Source organism: Devosia indica (assembly GCF_003056405.1).
In the GTDB taxonomy this organism is placed as follows: domain Bacteria; phylum Pseudomonadota; class Alphaproteobacteria; order Rhizobiales; family Devosiaceae; genus Devosia; species Devosia indica.
In genome coordinates this window covers 1-16718 of sequence record NZ_PYVZ01000011.1, presented here as the reverse complement: position 1 = coordinate 16718, position 16718 = coordinate 1, and the positions used below count along the sequence as shown (strand labels likewise).

Annotated in this window: 17 protein-coding genes and 1 pseudogene; 9 read left to right on the top strand and 9 right to left on the bottom strand. The window is 63.6% G+C overall.

All coding sequences use genetic code 11. The features are described 5' to 3' along the window. The first annotated feature begins 120 nt into the window (after positions 1–120). Together pabB and pncA are read left to right on the top strand one after the other, a co-directional pair. Entirely contained in the window at positions 121–1905 is a 1785-nt protein-coding gene (pabB, locus tag DDE76_RS11670) for an aminodeoxychorismate synthase component I (RefSeq protein WP_104892664.1), read from the top strand. Then, positions 1902–2537, top strand: a complete 636-nt coding sequence (pncA, locus tag DDE76_RS11665) for a bifunctional nicotinamidase/pyrazinamidase (RefSeq protein ID WP_104892663.1) — start codon at positions 1902–1904, stop codon at positions 2535–2537. Before pabB ends, pncA begins: the two co-directional genes overlap by 4 nt. Here the strand turns inward: pncA and DDE76_RS11660 are convergent. Then, complete coding sequence (locus DDE76_RS11660) at positions 2534–3718, bottom strand: penicillin-binding protein activator (RefSeq protein ID WP_157955770.1); 1185 nt, start codon at positions 3716–3718, stop codon at positions 2534–2536. The two genes, pncA and DDE76_RS11660, sit on opposite strands and share 4 nt — an antisense overlap. A gap of 103 nt (positions 3719–3821) precedes the next feature. On the opposite strand from DDE76_RS11660, the gene rsmI reads away from it, so the two are divergent. The 5 genes from rsmI to DDE76_RS11635 are packed head-to-tail and all read left to right on the top strand — an operon-like array spanning position 3822 to position 6956. Further along, the gene (gene rsmI, locus DDE76_RS11655; RefSeq protein ID WP_245891893.1) at positions 3822–4736 is read left to right on the top strand and encodes a 16S rRNA (cytidine(1402)-2'-O)-methyltransferase; all 915 of its coding nucleotides are present in this window, start codon (positions 3822–3824) and stop codon (positions 4734–4736) included. Then, complete coding sequence (locus DDE76_RS11650; protein ID WP_198650900.1) at positions 4705–5091, top strand: YraN family protein; 387 nt, start codon at positions 4705–4707, stop codon at positions 5089–5091. The genes rsmI and DDE76_RS11650 overlap by 32 nt, the downstream gene beginning before the upstream one ends. A gap of 8 nt (positions 5092–5099) precedes the next feature. Continuing rightward, on the top strand, positions 5100–6050 hold the full coding sequence (gshB, locus tag DDE76_RS11645; RefSeq protein ID WP_104892660.1) for a glutathione synthase: 951 nt from the start codon (positions 5100–5102) through the stop codon (positions 6048–6050). Next, positions 6047–6271 (top strand): DUF2283 domain-containing protein, encoded by a 225-nt coding sequence (locus DDE76_RS11640; RefSeq protein ID WP_104892659.1) that lies wholly within the window; start codon positions 6047–6049, stop codon positions 6269–6271. Before gshB ends, DDE76_RS11640 begins: the two co-directional genes overlap by 4 nt. 58 nt (positions 6272–6329) lie before the next feature. Then, positions 6330–6956 (top strand): MarC family protein, encoded by a 627-nt coding sequence (locus DDE76_RS11635; protein WP_104892658.1) that lies wholly within the window; start codon positions 6330–6332, stop codon positions 6954–6956. Between the two features lie 231 nt (positions 6957–7187). Here the strand turns inward: DDE76_RS11635 and DDE76_RS11630 are convergent, their stop codons facing one another. From DDE76_RS11630 to galE, 3 genes are all read right to left on the bottom strand, one after another. Continuing rightward, positions 7188–8366, bottom strand: a complete 1179-nt coding sequence (locus DDE76_RS11630; RefSeq protein WP_157955769.1) for an SGNH/GDSL hydrolase family protein — start codon at positions 8364–8366, stop codon at positions 7188–7190. A gap of 75 nt (positions 8367–8441) precedes the next feature. Further along, positions 8442–9644 carry a lytic murein transglycosylase gene (locus DDE76_RS11625; protein ID WP_104892656.1) on the bottom strand — a complete coding sequence of 401 codons (1203 nt, stop codon included), beginning with the start codon at positions 9642–9644 and terminating at the stop codon, positions 8442–8444. A gap of 10 nt (positions 9645–9654) precedes the next feature. Further along, positions 9655–10641, bottom strand: coding sequence for a UDP-glucose 4-epimerase GalE (gene galE / locus DDE76_RS11620; protein WP_104892655.1), 987 nt, complete (start codon positions 10639–10641; stop codon positions 9655–9657). A 110-nt stretch (positions 10642–10751) separates the two neighbouring features. Between galE and galU the strand changes: the two genes are divergently transcribed. Next, positions 10752–11636, top strand: a complete 885-nt coding sequence (galU, locus tag DDE76_RS11615) for a UTP--glucose-1-phosphate uridylyltransferase GalU (RefSeq protein WP_104892654.1) — start codon at positions 10752–10754, stop codon at positions 11634–11636. Between the two features lie 9 nt (positions 11637–11645). Here the strand turns inward: galU and DDE76_RS11610 are convergent, their stop codons facing one another. The 4 genes from DDE76_RS11610 to DDE76_RS11595 all read right to left on the bottom strand — a co-directional run bounded on the left by DDE76_RS11610 (position 11646) and on the right by DDE76_RS11595 (position 15413). Beyond that, the gene (locus tag DDE76_RS11610) at positions 11646–12911 is read right to left on the bottom strand and encodes an outer membrane beta-barrel protein (protein WP_104892653.1); all 1266 of its coding nucleotides are present in this window, start codon (positions 12909–12911) and stop codon (positions 11646–11648) included. A gap of 109 nt (positions 12912–13020) precedes the next feature. Continuing rightward, entirely contained in the window at positions 13021–13470 is a 450-nt protein-coding gene (locus DDE76_RS11605; RefSeq protein WP_104892652.1) for an NfeD family protein, read from the bottom strand. A gap of 12 nt (positions 13471–13482) precedes the next feature. After that, a complete protein-coding gene (locus DDE76_RS11600) occupies positions 13483–14499 on the bottom strand; it encodes an SPFH domain-containing protein (RefSeq protein WP_104892651.1) in 1017 nt (338 codons plus the stop codon). Between the two features lie 77 nt (positions 14500–14576). Beyond that, entirely contained in the window at positions 14577–15413 is an 837-nt protein-coding gene (locus tag DDE76_RS11595; protein ID WP_104892650.1) for a glycoside hydrolase family 25 protein, read from the bottom strand. A gap of 187 nt (positions 15414–15600) precedes the next feature. Between DDE76_RS11595 and DDE76_RS11590 the strand changes: the two are divergent. Next, positions 15601–16245: pseudogene (locus DDE76_RS11590) on the top strand (magnesium chelatase domain-containing protein); the annotation flags it as partial. Positions 16246–16319: 74 nt separating this feature from the next. Here DDE76_RS11590 and DDE76_RS11585 read toward each other — a convergent pair. Further along, positions 16320–16652, bottom strand: a complete 333-nt coding sequence (locus tag DDE76_RS11585) for a thermonuclease family protein (RefSeq protein WP_158672389.1) — start codon at positions 16650–16652, stop codon at positions 16320–16322. Positions 16653–16718 lie beyond the last annotated feature (66 nt).

The window sequence follows — 16718 nt, the reverse complement described above, 5'->3', positions numbered from 1 at the left end:
TATAGGGGGGTGTCATGAACGCTTCAAGCGCGCGTATTGGGGAATTTCCTGCTTCCTCGACAAAGCACCGGCCTGCATTGGATGATTCCCCAAGGCGAACAAACAGCCTAAGAGCGCAGCATGATGACGCCCGGCACCCTTTTGCTGCATGACAATCTGAACCCTGATGGCCAGAACCTGCTGTTTCGCGCCCCGCGCGCGGTGCTGGTCGCCCATACGGCTGCGGAGGCCAGGGCCGCCCTGACACGGATCGCCAAGGCCGGCCGGGACGGGCTGTGGGCCGCCGGCTACCTGGCCTATGAGCTAGGCCATATTTTCGAGGAACGGCTTGAAGCGCTGCTCCCTGCGCGGAGCAAGACCCCGCTGCTCTGGTTCGGACTCTATCAGGCACCAGAGCGGCTTGGGGCCGACCAGCTATGGCGGCTTCTGGCCGAGGCGCCCGATGGCCGTGCCATTTCGGTCAACCCCGTTTCCGGCTTTGCGGACTATGAAAAACCCTTCGAGCAGGTCAAGGCGCTGATTGCCGCCGGCGACAGCTACCAGGTCAATCTGACCTTCAAGGCCCGCTTCATGCTTGAGGGGCATGCGCTGGGCCTCTATCGCCGCCTGGCGCAGAGCCAGCAGACGGCCTATGGCGCCTATCTCGATGCCGGGGATCACCAGGTGCTCTCCCGCTCGCCCGAACTGTTTGTCTCCTTGGTTGCCGATGCGCTCAGCGCCCGGCCGATGAAGGGCACGCTTCGGCGCGGGCCAACCCTTGCCCAGGACGCGGCCGGGCGGGCCGCCCTGGCCGCCGATGAAAAGAACCGCGCGGAAAACCTGATGATCGTTGACCTGCTGCGCAACGATCTGGGCCGCATTGCCCGAACCGGCTCGGTTGCGGTGACGGACCTCTTTACCGTTGAGACCTATCGCAGCCTCCATACCATGACCTCGGGAATAAAGGCGCAAATCCGCCCGGGTGTGGGTTTCGTCGAGGTGCTGGAAAATCTCTTTCCCTGCGGCTCGATCACGGGCGCACCAAAACTGCGGGCGATGGAAATCATCCACGCCCTCGAGGCGATCCCGCGCGGGCTCTATACCGGCTCGATCGGCTATCTCGCCCCGAACGGCGATTTTGCCTTCAACGTGGCTATCCGCACGGCGGTGATCGATAGCGAAGGGCGCGGCGAGATTGGCATTGGCGGCGGCATCGTCGCGGATTCGGAAGCGCGCGATGAATATGAGGAGGCCCTGCTCAAATTGAGTTTCCTGTCTGACCCGGCCCCGCCGGTCACCCTGATCGAAACCTTCAAATGGACGCCGGAGGACGGCTATGCGCTGCTGGATCGGCATCTTGATCGCCTGATCGCCTCGGCGGCCTATTTTGGCCTGACGGCGACGCGCGAGGGGGCCCTGGCCTGCCTGGCCGCGCATGCCCTGGACTGGACCGGACCCATGCGGGTGCGGCTCACCTTGTCCGACGACGGCTTCGACCTCGGCGCCGTGCCGCTGCCGCCCACCCCGGACAAATTCCGCTTCGCCATTGCCACAGAGGCGTTGGATTCTGCCAGCATCTGGCTGGCGCACAAGACCACCAATCGTGCCTTTTATGACGCGCCGCGCCAGCGGGCCCATGAGGCGCATGGCCTGGATGAGCTGGTGTTCACCAATGAACGCGGCGAAGTAACCGAGGGCTCGTTTACCAACCTGTTCATCAAGCGCGGGGACCGGCTCTTCACCCCGCCGCTGACCTCCGGCGTGCTGCCCGGCACGCTGCGTGCCGAGCTGCTCGCCACCGGCCAGGCAGAAGAGCGCGTGCTCGGGCTTGCCGATCTGCGCGCCGCCGATGCAATCTGGCTGGGCAATTCGGTGCGCGGACTGGTCCGGGCCGAATGGGTAGAGCTGGAGAATCCTGACGCATGACCACTGCCATTACGCCCCAAGACGTGCTTGTCGTTGTCGATGTGCAATATGATTTCCTGCCTGGCGGCAGCCTGGCGGTGGCGGGGGGCGACGAGATCGTGCCGCTGGTCAACAAGCTGGCGGGCCGGTTCAGCAATGTCGTGCTCACCCAGGACTGGCACCCGGTCGACCATATTTCCTTTGCCAGCCAGCATGCGGGCAAGGCGCCCTTCGAGACAATCGAACTCGACTATGGCACCCAGGTGCTCTGGCCGGACCATTGCGTGTGGCAGACCAAGGGTGCCGAGCTCAGCCGGGATCTCAACATACCCCATGCCCAGCTCATCATCCGCAAGGGCTACAACCGGGCCATTGACAGCTATTCGGGCTTCCAGGAGGCGGACCGCGAAACCTTGACCGGCCTGGCCGGCTATCTCAACGAACGCGATGTGGGACGGTTGTTCGTGGTGGGGCTGGCCACCGATTTCTGTGTCGCCTGGACGGCGCTGGACGGGGCCGCCGGGGGCTTTGACGTCACCGTCATCGAAGACGCCACCCGCGCCATCGATGCCAACGGGTCTCTGGAACAGGCCTGGGCCGATATGGAAGCGGCAGGGGTCAGCCGCATCCAGAGCCGGGATATCCTCGGCTAAAGCTTCGCCCCATCCACCGGGCGCGTCACCCCGCCCGCACTGATCTGCCGGATCACCAGCGCATAGTCGCTCCGCCCATTGGCATAGAGCCGGAACAGGCCGTCGCGCCCGGCAAAACCGGCGGGGTTGGTGAGCAGGCTCGCCTCGTAAGGCGGGGTGGCCAGCGAGAGGGTGTTCACATTGGCCAGGATCGTGGCGGTATAGGCAATGGTGGCCATTTGCGGCGGATTGCCGCCAAAGCGCGCCGCATAATCGGCGCGAATGGCATTGAGCCCGGCCTCGTCCACCGCCGGGAAGATCGCTCCGGCCAGCGCCGGATTGCCCAGCAATGCGGGGTCATTGGCCCAATCGGCCGAGCCGACCAATTGCACCGTTTCAGGGGTGGCGCCGGCCTGTGCCAACAAGCTGGCAAAGGTCGGGGCGCTGGCCCGGTCGGGCATGACGAGGGCATCGATCGCGCCGCGTTCGATCAGCGGCCTGGCCTGGTCGACGATCTGCTGGGCTTCGCTGATATTGGAAAAGGTATAGACCGCGCCGGGATTGAACCCGGCGGCAATGGCCTGTTGCCGGAAGGCCGTGGCCAGGGCCTCGCCATAGGGCGTTGCCGGAAAAATGCCCGCTGGCCCGCGCCGCCCCTGATCGCGCAGATAGCGCACTGCGCGCTTCATTTCGGTTTCGGGCAGCACGTTGAGCACATAGACGCCCGGCATGGCGACCGCGCTGTTATTGGCAAAACCGATCAGCGGAATATTGGCCGCCCGCGCTGCCGCCCCGGCGGCGCTCACCTGTTCGGCCGTCACCGGCCCCAGGATCAGCTTGGCGCCATCGGCCACGGCGGCATTGGCGGCGCTGGTGGCCCCCGCCGCGCTGTCGCCAGTATCGCGCAGCGAGATGGTGATGTTCTCGCCGATATTGGGATTGGCCTCGATGAACCCAATAGCGAGCTTTGACGCATTGGCCAGCGCCGTGCCCAACTGGCTCAGCGCCGCATTGCCCGAGAGCGGCAGCAAGAGCGCCACATTGACGCGACCGCGCCCGAACTGTTCCTTGGGGGCACTGGCGATCGGGGACAGGCCGCCAGTGTTGGCGCCATCACCGGCCCAGGGCAGCGAGAAGGAGCGCGACCCCCATTGCAGCGAACCCGGAGAACAGGCGGCCAGCGCCGAGGCCAGACCCGCCAAGGCCGCGCGGCGGCTCCATCTTGCCCCTTTGTCCCCCATTTCCATGCGATGCCGTTTCAAATCCTCACAATGTGTTAACAAGGTCGCCGCATATGGTTAACCAATGTTTGAGATGCGTATGGGGCAGGCGATGAGTGAGGCGCATAGGGACTATTTCATTGCCGGCACCAGGTTCGAAGCCCCGCCCTTGGCGCCGGGCCTTTATGTCGTGGCGACGCCCATCGGCAATCTGCGTGACATCACCCTGCGTGCGCTCGAAACCCTGGCCGGCGCCGAGCTGGTGCTGTGCGAAGACACGCGCACTTCGGCCAAATTGCTCGACCATTACGGCATCAAGGGCCGGCGCCAGGCGTTGCATGAGCACAATGAGCGCGACAAGGCAGAGGCGATCGCATCGCGCGTGGCGGCCGGGGCGGCCATTGCCCTGATTTCCGATGCCGGCACCCCGCTGCTCTCCGATCCCGGTTTCCCGCTCATCCGGGCGCTGGCCGAACAGGCCCTGCCGGTCTTTCCCATCCCCGGCGCATCGGCGCTGCTCTCGGCGCTGGTGGTGGCCGGCCTGCCCACCGATGCCTTCACCTTTCACGGCTTCCTGCCGCCCAAGGGCGGGGCCCGCACCAATGCACTGGAAAAACTCAAGGATTCACGTGAAACGCTGGTGTTCTACGAATCACCCCGTCGCCTCGCCGCCTGCCTTGCCGGCATGCACGACGTGCTGGGCAACCGGCAGGCGGCCGTCTCGCTTGAACTGACCAAGCGCTTTGAACGCACCTTTCGCGGGTCGCTTGCCGACTTGGCCGGCCAATTCAGCGAGGAGAGCACCAAGGGCGAGGCGGTCATTATCGTGGCAGGCGCCGCCGAACCCAGTGCGCCATCTGCCGAGGATTGGCAGGCTGCCCTCTCCGAGGCCATGGCCGGACAGCCGCTGCGCGCTGCGGTCGACGAGATCGCAACGCGGTTCGGCCTCAAGCGCAAGGAAGTCTATGATGCCGCGCTCGCCCTCAAAAACGCCCAGTGAGCGGCGCATTGCCGCCGAACGGGCTGGCCATCGCGGCGAAATGCTGGCCGCCCTGTTCCTGCAATTGAAATTCTATCGCCTGCGCCAGCGCCGCTTCAAAACCCCGATGGGCGAGATCGACCTGGTGGTCGAGCGGGCCGGCACCATCGTTTTTGTCGAGGTCAAGGCGCGGGCCCGCAACGCTGATGAGCATGTGACCCATGCTGCGATCAATCGCCGCCGCATCACCCGCGCTGCCCAATATTGGCAGGCGCGCCACCCGGCCGAATCTGGCAAGGACTTCCGTTTCGACGTGATTTTCCTTGCACCCTGGCGCTGGCCACGCCATCTCATCAACGCCTTTCCCGCAGCGTGAGTCTTGCCATGTCGCTCAAAGTCGCCGTCCAGATGGACCATATTGCCACCATCAACCCGACCGGCGATTCCACCTTCGCCATGATGCTCGAAGCCCAGGCGCGCGGGCATGAACTGCTGCACTACACCCCCGATACGCTGTCGCTGAATGGCAACGTGGTGAGCGCCCTCTGCCAGAAAGTCACGGTGAGCGACGCGCAAAAGGGTGAGCACTTCACCCTGGGCGAAGCCGCACGGGTGGACCTGTCCACCCAGGACGTGGTGCTGATGCGCCAGGACCCGCCCTTTGACATGAACTATATCACGCTCACCCATCTGCTCGAGCGCATTCATCCCAACACCCTGGTGGTCAATCCGCCTGCCGCGGTGCGCAATGCGCCCGAAAAGATCCTGGTGACGGAGTTCCCCGAATTGATGCCGCCGACCCTGGTGACGCGCGACCGGGCTGAGATCCGGGCGTTCCGAAAGGAACACGGCAATATCATCGTCAAGCCGCTTTACGGCAATGGCGGGGCCGGCGTGTTCTTCATCCAGGAGGGCGACCACAATCTGGCCAGCCTGCTCGAGCTGTTCGAGGCCAATTATCGCGAACCCTTCATGGTGCAGCGCTACCTGCCCGATGTGCGCCAGGGCGACAAGCGCATCATCATCATTGATGGCGAGCCGGTGATGGGTCTCAACCGCATTCCCGCCGATGGCGAGGCGCGCTCCAACATGCATGTGGGCGGACGCCCCGAGCTCTCGCCGCTGACCGAGCGCGAAAAGGAAATCTGCGCCACCATTGCCCCGGCGCTGAAAGAGCGCGACATGATCTTTGTCGGCATCGACGTCATCGGTGGCTATCTCACCGAGATCAACGTCACCTCCCCCACCGGCATCCGCGAAATCAAACGCTTCGGCGGACCCGATATTGCGGTGCTGATCTGGGACGCGATCGAGAAGCGGCGGAGGCCAAAGTGAGCGGACCAATTGTTACCTACGACCCCGAGGCCGACGCAGCCTATATCTATTTCTCGACGGGGCCTGTGCAGGAAAGTGAAGAAGTCTCACGCGGTGTGGTTTTTGACTACGACAGGGACGGGTGTATTATTGGGATGGAAGTTCTAGGGGCGAACAAGAAGCTTCCTGCCGCTTTGCTCGCACAGAGTCTCCCGCCCAATCGTCCGGAGCGACGCCGCTGACAGGGTTGGCGCGGCTGCGCAAATGCCCTAGTGCTGTGGCTTGGGCTGGGGAGCTTGCATGAACACTTTTCTCGTCGCGTTTGCCACGCTGTTCGCCACTGTCGGTGTGGCCGATATCGCCTTCATCTTTGCCGCGCTGACCAAGGACAATACGCCGGCCCAGCGCCGCACCTTTGCCACGCGCGGCGTGCTGATCGCGCTGGCGATCCTGTTGTTCTTTGCCGTGTTGGGCAATGCGATTCTGGATGTGTTCGGCATCACCATTCCTGCCCTGCGCACCGCTGGTGGCGTCCTGCTGCTGCTGATTGCCATCGACATGGTGTTTGCCCGCCATTCTGGCGGCACCGGGACAACGGACGAAGAAGAGCTCGAAGCGCGCCAGAGCCAGGACATTTCGGTGTTTCCCCTGGCCATGCCGCTGATGGCTGGACCCGGCGCAATCTCCGCCGTTATCCTGCTCACCACCGGGGCGACCACCGATCTCGAATTCTGGCTGGTGCTGGCGGCCATCGTGGTGATCCTGGCCCTGTGCTGGCTGACCCTTCTCATCGCGATCCCGATCCAGCGCCTGCTCGGCCTTACCGGACTGTCGGTGGTCTCGCGCGTTGTCGGCATTCTGCTCGCCGCTCTTGCGGTGCAATTCGTCTTCGATGGCATCAAGGCCAGCGGCCTGTTGGGCGGCTAGGCGGCCAATGCCGCTAATTTGCTGAAAATTGTCGGCGTTAAGCAAGTCTTAACGCTGTGATTGCACCGTGACGTATCCGGACGCAGGAATAGCGCAGGTCTACGGATAGGGATTTTTCCATATGCGTCTCGCTGCTGCCCTGGCTTTGCTGATCTTTGCCATCATGGCCACAAGCGTGGCCGGAACCGGTGCCGTCCGCTCCGAAATGCTCACCCCGATTACCGCCACGCTTTAGCGCGCGCTGTTGACCGGCTCGGCTTCGCTTGCGGGTGAAACACCGACACCGAAGGCATCGACACGGCCGACCGGTGCCTCAAGCAGGCTCTCAAGCGGAAATGCGGCCGGCGTACTGATCGGCGCACCGGCCGTCAGCAGGTCGCCGGCCCGTTCCGGCGCCCGGCCCAGCGGCATCACCGTGCCGGCCACTTCAAGCAGTCGGATCTGCCCCAGACCCTGGAAGGGCGGGCGCAGCATGGCCGCCGCATCGGTCCCTTGCAGCGGATCGACCACGGCCACGCTCACCCGGCCGCCGCGATAAAAGCTGCGCATCGCCTGGCTGATATAGAAAGCCAGCTTGTCCGAGCCGGCCGACGAAAAATGAATGCCGTCATCCTTGCGCATGCGCGCATTCTGCCCGTTCACATCTGGACCATGGGAGGTGTATTTCCCCTCCTCATCGGCAAAGCGATCAAAAATGTCGAGATACTCAGCGCCCCCGGAAAACGCTGCCAGCCGGTGCAAGGCGCTGATCTGGCTGATCGCCGCCGAATACTGGCTGCGCGACATGGGCGGCATGCCCATCCAGATCACCGGTTTGCGCGCCGCCCGCAACTGCTCGAGAAACGTGTTGAGCCGGGCCTGATAGGCACTGGTCCAGCCTTCGCTCAGCGGCTCGTAGGATTGGCCGCCGGTGTTGAGATCCTGATTGTCATTGATGCCGATAATCACCACCGCCAGATCAAAACTGTCTGCAGCAATCTGCTCGGCCAGCGCCGCGTTCCAATCGAAATAATCATCGCGCACGAAACCTGATGCACTGACCCCCTGTTCGACGACCACCAGATTGGGGTCTTCGGCGTAAAAGCGCTCCAGCGCTCTGGCCAGGTCAATGGCCAGCGAATCGCCGAATACCGCAAGGCGCGTGGCGTCCTCTGCCTTGTCGATGGCGGGCTTGGGTGGCGGCAGGGCAGCGGCCGGTGCCGGCGCGGCCTGCTGGCGTGGCTGGGTCTGGCGCACCTGCGGGGCGGGTTCGGGCTCTTCGCCAAACAGCAGGTCGAACAGCGTGCGGCGGCGCGGCTGCTCGGCCTGGGCCACCAGCATGCGGTCATCCGTGAGCGGCTGCGCCCAGGCCGGGCCGAAATCGGCCAGGACAACGAGGCTAACCAGACAACACAGGACGAACCGTTTCATAGCCATTTCCGCAAGGCTGCAATTGCCGCCTTTTACCACCAGCGCCCGGTCCTGACCACGCCGCTCGCCACCCCGTTACCGGACCGCTGCGCTCAAGGCGTCAAATGCGGCGCGGGTGACGAAGCCATCGGCAATCTCGCCGCGCTGCGCCTGGAACCGGGCATAGGCCGCCTGGGTGATCGGGCCGATGCGGCCATCCACCGCCCCGTCATAAAGACCCAATTGCTTGAGCGCCTGCTGAATGGCCTGGCGCTGCGCCAGATCGGGGAATTGCGTATCGCGCGGCCATGGCGTGACGAACGGCCCGCTGCCCTTGAGACGGTCGGTCAGATGCGCCACCGCCATGGCGTAGCTGTCGGAGAAATTATAGCCTTTGAACACCAGATAATTGGCGGTCATCAGGAATTTCGGTCCACTCCGGCCGGCCGGCACATACAGAAACACCGGGGTGGAGAGATCGGCAAACTGCCGATTGGCCACGCGGACAATGCCGCGCTCGGCGAAGAAGGAGACGGGCCGCAATTGGTCGCGGCTGGCCAGCAGATAATCGAAACTGTCCGGCACCACGACCTCAAAACCCCAATCGAGCCCGGGCTGATAGCCCAGCCGGCGGAGATAGACCGCGCTGGTGACCAGGGCATCGGCGAGGGAAGCGTGGAGGTCGATACGGCCGTCGCCATCCCCATCGGTGCCATGCGCCAGAACATTCGAAGGATTGACCTGCAAATGCCCTATCGCTCCGGCCCAGGAGCCCACCGGCGACATCCCGCCATTGGCCGCTGTCAGTTTCAGCGCAGCGATGAAATCGGCCTTGTCCTCGGCAAAGCGGCTGCGCCGCTGCCAGGCGACGGTGGCCAGCGAGCGCACAATGGGCCGGATCAGATTGTCATTGGACAGCACGGCACCATAATCGGTCTCCATGCCCCAGATGGCGCCGAGCACATAGGGATCGACACCATAGGCCTGGCCCACTGCCGCAAACAGCTCTGCCTGGCGCGCCATGGCGGTTTTGCCGCGCTCGATCCGGCCGGAGGAAATCCGGCTGTCGAGATAGTCCCAGATCGGCGTGGTGAACTCGGGCTGGGTCTCAACCAGGTTCGGCACCCGCGGATCGGGCGTCATGCCCGATATTATGCTGTCATAGAAAGCGCCATTGACACCGGCTGCAACCGCCTCGCTGCGAAGATCGGCCAGGAAGGCCTCAAAACGCTCCGCCGGCTGGGCAAGGACTGGCGCCACCAGCGCCAGCCAGGTCAGAACCACCAGCCGGGTGCGCATTGGGCCTCTCCTAGCGATTGCGGGTCATCAGATGCCGCTCCCAGTTGAAGGCGGTATCGACGATTTCCTCGAGGTCATCATGCTGAGGCACCCAGCCCAGCATCTGCCGCACCTTTTCGCCAGTGGCGGTAATCGAGGCCGGGTCACCGGCGCGGCGCGGGCCTTCATCGGCACGGAAATCGACCCCGGAGACCTTGCGCACCGTGTTCACCACTTCGCGCACCGAATAGCCACGGCCATAGGCGCAGTTGAGCGTGGTGCTCTCGCCCCCGCCGCGCAGATGCTTGAGCAGCAGCGCATGGGCGGCGATCAGATCGGTGACATGGATATAATCACGCACGCAAGTGCCGTCGGGCGTTTCATAATCGGTGCCGAAAATATCCATCTTTTCGCGCTGGCCCAGGGCCGCCTGGCAGGCGACCTTGATCAGGTGGGTGGCCTCGGGCGTGGACTGGCCGGAGCGCTTCTGCGGGTCTGCGCCGGCCACGTTGAAATAGCGCAACACGCCATAGGTGATGTCATGGGCCGCCGCCACATCGGCCAGCATCCATTCGGTCATCAGCTTGGACCGGCCATAGGGTGACATCGGATTGAGAGGGGTCTCTTCGACCACCGGGTCCAGCCCGGTCATGCCGTAAACAGCGGCGGTGGACGAGAAAATGAAGTGCTTCACCCCGCCCTTGACGGCCGCCTCGATCAGATTGCGCGAGGTAGCAGTGTTGTTGCCGTAATATTTCAGCGGGTTGACCACCGATTCGGGCACCACGATCGAACCGGCGAAATGAATGATCTCGGTAACAGCGTGCTTTTCGATCAATCCCAGCACATGTTCGGTGTCGCCGGCATGGCCGGTTTCAAAAATCGCGCGCCCGTCAATCGCCCAGTCGAAGCCGGTGACCAGATTGTCCAGCACGACGATTTTTTCGCCCGCATCGGCCAGATTGAGCACCATATGGCTCCCGATATAGCCGGCGCCCCCGGTAACCAATACTGTCATTTATCGCTAACTCCCGGCATCACAACGCTATTTGGTTGCAACATTATGTGGCAGATGTTGATTTAGCTTTACGCCGACTACCCTTCGAATGCCACTCAGGAGAGCATCGCGTGTCCAAACGTGTCCGTACAGCCGTCTTTCCCGTCGCAGGTCTGGGAACCCGTTTCCTGCCAGCAACCAAGGCCATGCCCAAGGAAATGCTGACGGTCGTGGACCGGCCGCTGATCCAATATGCGGTGGACGAGGCCCGCGAGGCCGGCATCGAACACTTCGTCTTCGTTACCGGCCGCAACAAGGGCGTTATCGAGGACCATTTCGACCGCCAGTTCGAACTCGAAGCGACGCTGGAAAGCCGCGGCAAGACCGAGGCGCTCCAGGAATTGCAGCAAGACCTGCCCTCGGCGGGCCGCACCAGCTTTACCCGCCAGCAGGAGCCGCTGGGCTTGGGCCACGCCGTCTGGTGCGCCCGCGACATTGTCGGCGATCAGCCCTTTGCCCTGTTGTTGCCCGACATGATCTTCCAGGCCAAGCCGGGCGTGCTCAAGCAGATGATGGATGCCTATGAGGAGCGCGCCGGCAATATCATCGGCGTGGAGGAATGCGCCTGGGAGGACGTATCCTCCTATGGTGTTGTGGTGCGCGGCGATGGGCCGGATGAGGGCTTTGCCATCAATGGCATGGTGGAAAAGCCCAAGCGCGAAGAGGCGCCCTCAAATCTGTTCATCTCCGGACGCTACATCCTGCAGCCTGAAATCTTTGACCTGCTGGCCGAGCAGACCCGCGGCGCTGGCGATGAGATCCAGCTTACCGACGCCATGCAGACCCTGATGGGCCAGCAACGCTTCACCGGGGTGAAATATGAGGGCAAGGTGTTTGATTGCGGCTCCAAGCTGGGCTTTCTGACCGCCAATGTGGTCTTTGCCCTGGACCGTCCCGATATCCGCCCCGGCTTTGTCGAGGAATTGCGCAAGCTCGATCTGGAAGACCAGCTCTAGCCGTGCCGGTCAGCGCCGCACCGTCACGCCAAGGCTGACGGTGTGGCTCTCGAGCACCCCGCTGGCACTGTTGTCGCGATGCGCATAGCCATAATCGGCCGAAACGGCGGTATGGGCATTGACCTTGTAATCCGCACCAATGCCGGCGCCATGGCGCTGTTCGGTTTCCGTGCTGCCTTCGAGCCAGGATCGGGCCCAGTCGGCTGATGCACGCAGGCGCAACCAGGAATTGACCGTATAGCCGAGGCTGGCGCTTGCGGTATGGGCGACCCTTGCCGTGCCCGTGCTGTCTGCGCCGGTGGGCTCCACCGTGGTGGCCAGTGCGGCGGTCAGGTTGAGCGTGGGGTCGGGCGTATAGGTGATACTGGCGTCGTAAAGCCGCGTGGTGATGTCATTGAGGCTGGCATTGTCGAAATCATGCTGACCGATACCCACCGATGCGCTGGCCGAGACAAGACCGTTCCACTGGCCAGCAAGGCCCGCGCGCAGGGTGCGGCTAGTGGCATCGGCCTTGACCCCGCCGGCCCCGGTCCTGTCATACCAGTCACGACCCAGCCCGGCTTCGGTGAACACCTCGATGATTGGGGTGGCCTGAAAGCCAAGACGCAAGGTCGCATCGCCCTCCCAGACATTCTGGTTCGAATTGTCGGTGACGCCGGTATCGCTGCGCGTGGTTGGTCCATAAGCGGTGCGGGCGATGGTGCCATCAAGCCCCAGATTGAACTTGCCGAACTGCCGGTCGATACCGCCGTCGAGGCGGCCGGTGACGCTGAGCGGCGGCTCGATGATGACCGGATCGAGCCCGGGCACCGACGGCAGATCACGCGACAGGTTCAGGCTGGCCCCGCCGTTCATCGTGGTGTCGCGATCAAGCCGGGTGGTGGCGGAAAAATCAAGGTCGAGCCCGGTAACGCCCAACGTGCCGTCGGTGTCGCGGGCCAGTTCGGCATCGCCTTCCAGCACCAGGTCGGTACGCACACCCTGATGGGTCGCCGAGATGGCTGGATTGAGCGTGGTGACAAAGCGCTCGCCGCTGGTGGTGCTGCTGTAACTGCCCTTGAGGCCAACCGACCAGTCGATTTCGACCGGCGGGTGACCCGGCTCGCTGGGCAACGCGAATTCCTCGGGCACCGGCGCGGCCGGATAGAGGCCTGGCGCCAGCCGGTCTTCGCGCAGGCTGGTTTCATCAATGATCAGGGGGTCAGCCAGCGCCGGACCGGCCAGAACCGTGCTGGTCAGCAAAATGCGCAAGGCTGTCAGGTCGTGCCGGGCCAAGTCCCGCTCCGCAGATCAAGCCGGCAGGCATGGGCAAGCCGGAACAGGCCCATGAGGCCGGGTCCCGATCTTTGCATTTTGTGGTTAATGAAACCTTGCGCAGAACTGCCTAGACCGGCTCGACCTGCAGCACCGCGCCCTCGGCGCCAATGATGCGCACCCGCTGTCCGGCAGGCAGGTCGGGGCCGCTGACGCGCCATTTGGTATCGCCCATGGTCAGCCGCCCGAAGCCGTCGACAATAGGCTGGTCCAGCACCACCTCCCGGCCCATGAAATGCTCGGTGCGCTGGTTGAGCAAGGGCCGGTCGGTCTGGGTGGCGCGATTTTTGGTCAGTCGCACCCAGGCATAGATGGAAACCAGCGAAAGCACCCCGAAAATCAGCCATTGCAGGGGCCAGGCCAGCGGCTGGAACAGGGTGATGATGCCGGTCAGGATGCCGGCAATGCCCATCCAGAGCAGGAAGCCGCCGGGCAGCACCAGCTCGAGCGCCAGCAGCACCAGCCCGGCCACGATCCAGCTCCAGGGTCCGTTCTCGACCAGGAAGGAAACAATCTGCATGGCCCGGATCCGTCAGTCCTGCGCCGGCGACGTCGCGCTGGGCGGCGGGCTGGCTGGCGGCCGGCTCGCCGGGCGCGGCTGTACCGGCTTTTCCGCACCAAAGGTTTCCCGGGCAATCTCGGCAATGCCGCCAATCGCCCCGATCACGCTCGACGCCTCGACCGGCAGCATCAGCAGCTTCTGGTTGGGCGAGGTGGCCACTTTTTCCAGCGCCTTGATGTAGTTGTTGGCCACGAAATAGTTGATCGCCTGCACATTGCCCGCGGCAATGGCTTCGGACACCAATTGGGTAGCCTTGGCTTCGGCCTCTGCGGCGCGTTCGCGGGCTTCGGCATCACGAAAGGCGGCTTCGCGTCGACCCTCGGCCTCCAGCACCTGGGCCTGTTTCTCGCCCTCTGCCTTGAGAATGGCGGCCTGTCGCCGGCCTTCGGCTTCCAGAATCGTGGCGCGTTTCTCACGCTCGGCCTTCATCTGCCGGCCCATCGAATCCACCAGATCACTGGGCGGGTCGATATCCTTGATTTCGATGCGGGTGATCTTGACACCCCAGGGCGAGACGGCCGCATCGACCACCCGCAATACGCGGTCATTGATCTCGTCGCGATTGGAGAGCAGGGAATCAAGGTCCATTGAGCCCATCACCGAGCGGATATTGGTCATGGTGAGGTTCAGAATGGCGTGTTCGAGATTGGTCACCTCATAGGCGGCCGAGGCGGCATCCAGGATCTGGTAGAACGTCACCCCATTGGCCGTCACCGTCGCATTGTCGCGGGTGATAACCTCCTGGTGGGGAACGTCCAGCACTTGCTCCATGACGTTGATCTTCTTGCCGATCACATCGATGAACGGCACGATCAGATTGAGGCCGGGCGAGAGCGTGCGGGTATATTTGCCGAACCGCTCAATGGTGAAATTATAGCCCTGCGGTACGGTCTTGGCGCCGGCAAACAGCACCAGCACCAGCAATATGCCCAGCCCGATCAGCGTGATGCTGAGACCATCCAGTCCCAAATCGTTGAGAAAGCCCATCGGCCCTGCCCTCCTTGCCCAACTCGCCGCACAACTTTATGCGGCGGCAGGCCGGTTGGGTAGCGCCAAATGGCAGTCTATTTGGCAGGCAGGCAGCGGCCGGTTGCCTGCAGCGCGGCAATGGCGCGCGGATCGCAGCCGGTATGCAGGAACATCAGCCAGTCCTCGGTGGTGCCGTAGAACACATTGCGGTCGACTTCCCCGCGCACGCCCGGCACTACGCCCGTCTGGGTATATTGCCAGAATGTCCAGGGCCGGTTGTCGTAGCGTTCATGCGGCTCGGCGGCGGTCGAGCGCAGCCAGAAGGCATTGGGGAAATATTCGCCGGCCAGAATGTCACGATGGAAATTCATGTCGGTATAGATGATCGGCAGCTTGCCGCTATGGCGCTCCATGACGTCGAGCATCAGCCGGATTTTTTCGAGCGCGTCAGCCTTGTTCGGTTTGACCTTGCAGCTCGAATGATTGTTCCATTCCAGATCCAGCACCGGCGGCAGGGCGCTCGGATCATAGGGCACGTTCTGGGTGAACCAGGCTGCCTGCTCGGACGCCAGCGAACACCAGGTCATGAAATGATAGGCGCCGCGCGGCATGCCCGCATCGCGCGCCCGCTGCCAGTTGAGGCGGAAATTGGGGTCGATATAGTCCTTGCCCTCGGTGGCTTTCATGAACACGAAATGCGTGCCAGCCGCGCGCGCCCGGGCAAAATCCACATTCTCCTGATAGCGCGCCACGTCGATCCCCTGGATCGGCATGGACCGCGCCCGGTCGACGCCCGAATGCGGCCGGTTGTCACCGGGAATGGCGTTATACAGACCACCCATGCTGCCACAGGCGGCCAGGGCCACCACGGCAAGGCTCATCACGGCGCCACGCAACGCGGCGGAGGCAGAGCGGGACAGGGACAGCATCATTATGGAAAACACCCAAACGCAACGAGGACAATTCCATCTTGATTCAACATGGGCCGGTTAATGGAGTTTTAGGGTAACCAGTGTGGCAGCGCGCATGGTTAACAGGCCATCTTTCGTTCGCTCTTCGTTCTTGCTGGGCGATGAACGATCTGCTAGCGTCAGGCCCGGCAATTGGGGGCAAGAGCCGATGGTCACCCGCGTAACGACTGTGGCGTTTCAGGGCATAGAGGCCGTTCCGGTCGATGTGCAGGCCCATATTGCGCCCGGCCTGGCCGCGTTGGTGCTGGTCGGCCTGCCCGACAAGGCGGTGCGCGAAAGCGGCGAGCGGGTGCGCGCGGCCCTCACCGCGTCCGGACTCGGCCTGCCGCCCAAGCGCATCACGATCAATCTGGCGCCCGCCGATCTTCCCAAGGAGGGCAGCCACTATGATTTGCCCATTGCGTTGGCCCTGATGGGCGCGCTGGGCGCCATCCCGCAGGATGCGCTCGAGGGCTATATGGCGCTGGGCGAACTGGGGCTCGACGGGCGCCTTGCCCATGTCGGCGGGGTTCTTCCCGCGGCCATGGCTGCCAGCGCCAAGGGCATGGGGATTATCTGTCCGCGGGCCTCCGGGTCGGAAGCGGCCTGGGCCGGCGAGGATGTCGACATCATTGCCGTGGATAGCCTGATCGCACTGGCCAATCACCTGACCGGCCATCAATTGCAGGCGCGTCCCCAGCCGGCCCGCCAATTGATCGCGCCCGGCGACCTGCCCGATCTTGCCGATGTGCGCGGCCAGGCCGTGGCGCGGCGCGCGCTCGAAGTGGCCGCGGCCGGCGGGCACAACATGCTTAGGTTGTGTTGACTATTGTCTACCGTGACAAATGTCTGCTTCTAGCCCAAACCGATGATGAACGCCCGATACCTTCAGCACCAGAACTCCTCGCCATCTGGCCAGCGTCGGGCCAGCCCTTCCTCTATCAGGAAGTCGCCAACGTCGCGGCCGGCGATACGAATGGTGGCCAATGTCCGCTCGCCGGTTCCGTCGATGCCGAATGTCTCCACGGTAAACGGGTTCGTGTTCAGCAATTGCAGCAGCCGGGCGCTGGCCCGATTGGCGAGCGCGATCTCGGCGCCGCCGCCGCAGATGCCATCATGGGGTTCGGGGGTATCGTAGGACTGCAGGCGCAGGTTCTGCCTGAACCGCGCCGGGACTGTCGGAGGCTCTAACTCCCAATTAGGATAGAGCCTGATGAGCAAGACAACGAACAAGTTTTCCCCTGAGGTGCGAACCCGAGCGGTGCGGATGGTGCTGGAGCATGGCGG

What these genes read in the sequence shown, in the direction of transcription:
- pabB (WP_104892664.1), top strand. Translation starts at nt 121, where the DNA reads ATGATGACGCCCGGCACCCTTTTGCTGCATGACAATCTGAACCCTGAT.
- pncA (WP_104892663.1), top strand. Translation starts at nt 1,902, where the DNA reads ATGACCACTGCCATTACGCCCCAAGACGTGCTTGTCGTTGTCGATGTG.
- rsmI (WP_245891893.1), top strand. Translation starts at nt 3,822, where the DNA reads ATGTTTGAGATGCGTATGGGGCAGGCGATGAGTGAGGCGCATAGGGAC.
- DDE76_RS11650 (WP_198650900.1), top strand. Translation starts at nt 4,705, where the DNA reads ATGCCGCGCTCGCCCTCAAAAACGCCCAGTGAGCGGCGCATTGCCGCC.
- gshB (WP_104892660.1), top strand. Translation starts at nt 5,100, where the DNA reads ATGTCGCTCAAAGTCGCCGTCCAGATGGACCATATTGCCACCATCAAC.
- DDE76_RS11635 (WP_104892658.1), top strand. Translation starts at nt 6,330, where the DNA reads ATGAACACTTTTCTCGTCGCGTTTGCCACGCTGTTCGCCACTGTCGGT.
- DDE76_RS11630 (WP_157955769.1), bottom strand. Translation starts at nt 8,366, where the DNA reads ATGAAACGGTTCGTCCTGTGTTGTCTGGTTAGCCTCGTTGTCCTGGCC.
- DDE76_RS11625 (WP_104892656.1), bottom strand. Translation starts at nt 9,644, where the DNA reads ATGCGCACCCGGCTGGTGGTTCTGACCTGGCTGGCGCTGGTGGCGCCA.
- galE (WP_104892655.1), bottom strand. Translation starts at nt 10,641, where the DNA reads ATGACAGTATTGGTTACCGGGGGCGCCGGCTATATCGGGAGCCATATG.
- DDE76_RS11605 (WP_104892652.1), bottom strand. Translation starts at nt 13,470, where the DNA reads ATGCAGATTGTTTCCTTCCTGGTCGAGAACGGACCCTGGAGCTGGATC.
- DDE76_RS11600 (WP_104892651.1), bottom strand. Translation starts at nt 14,499, where the DNA reads ATGGGCTTTCTCAACGATTTGGGACTGGATGGTCTCAGCATCACGCTG.
- DDE76_RS11595 (WP_104892650.1), bottom strand. Translation starts at nt 15,413, where the DNA reads ATGATGCTGTCCCTGTCCCGCTCTGCCTCCGCCGCGTTGCGTGGCGCC.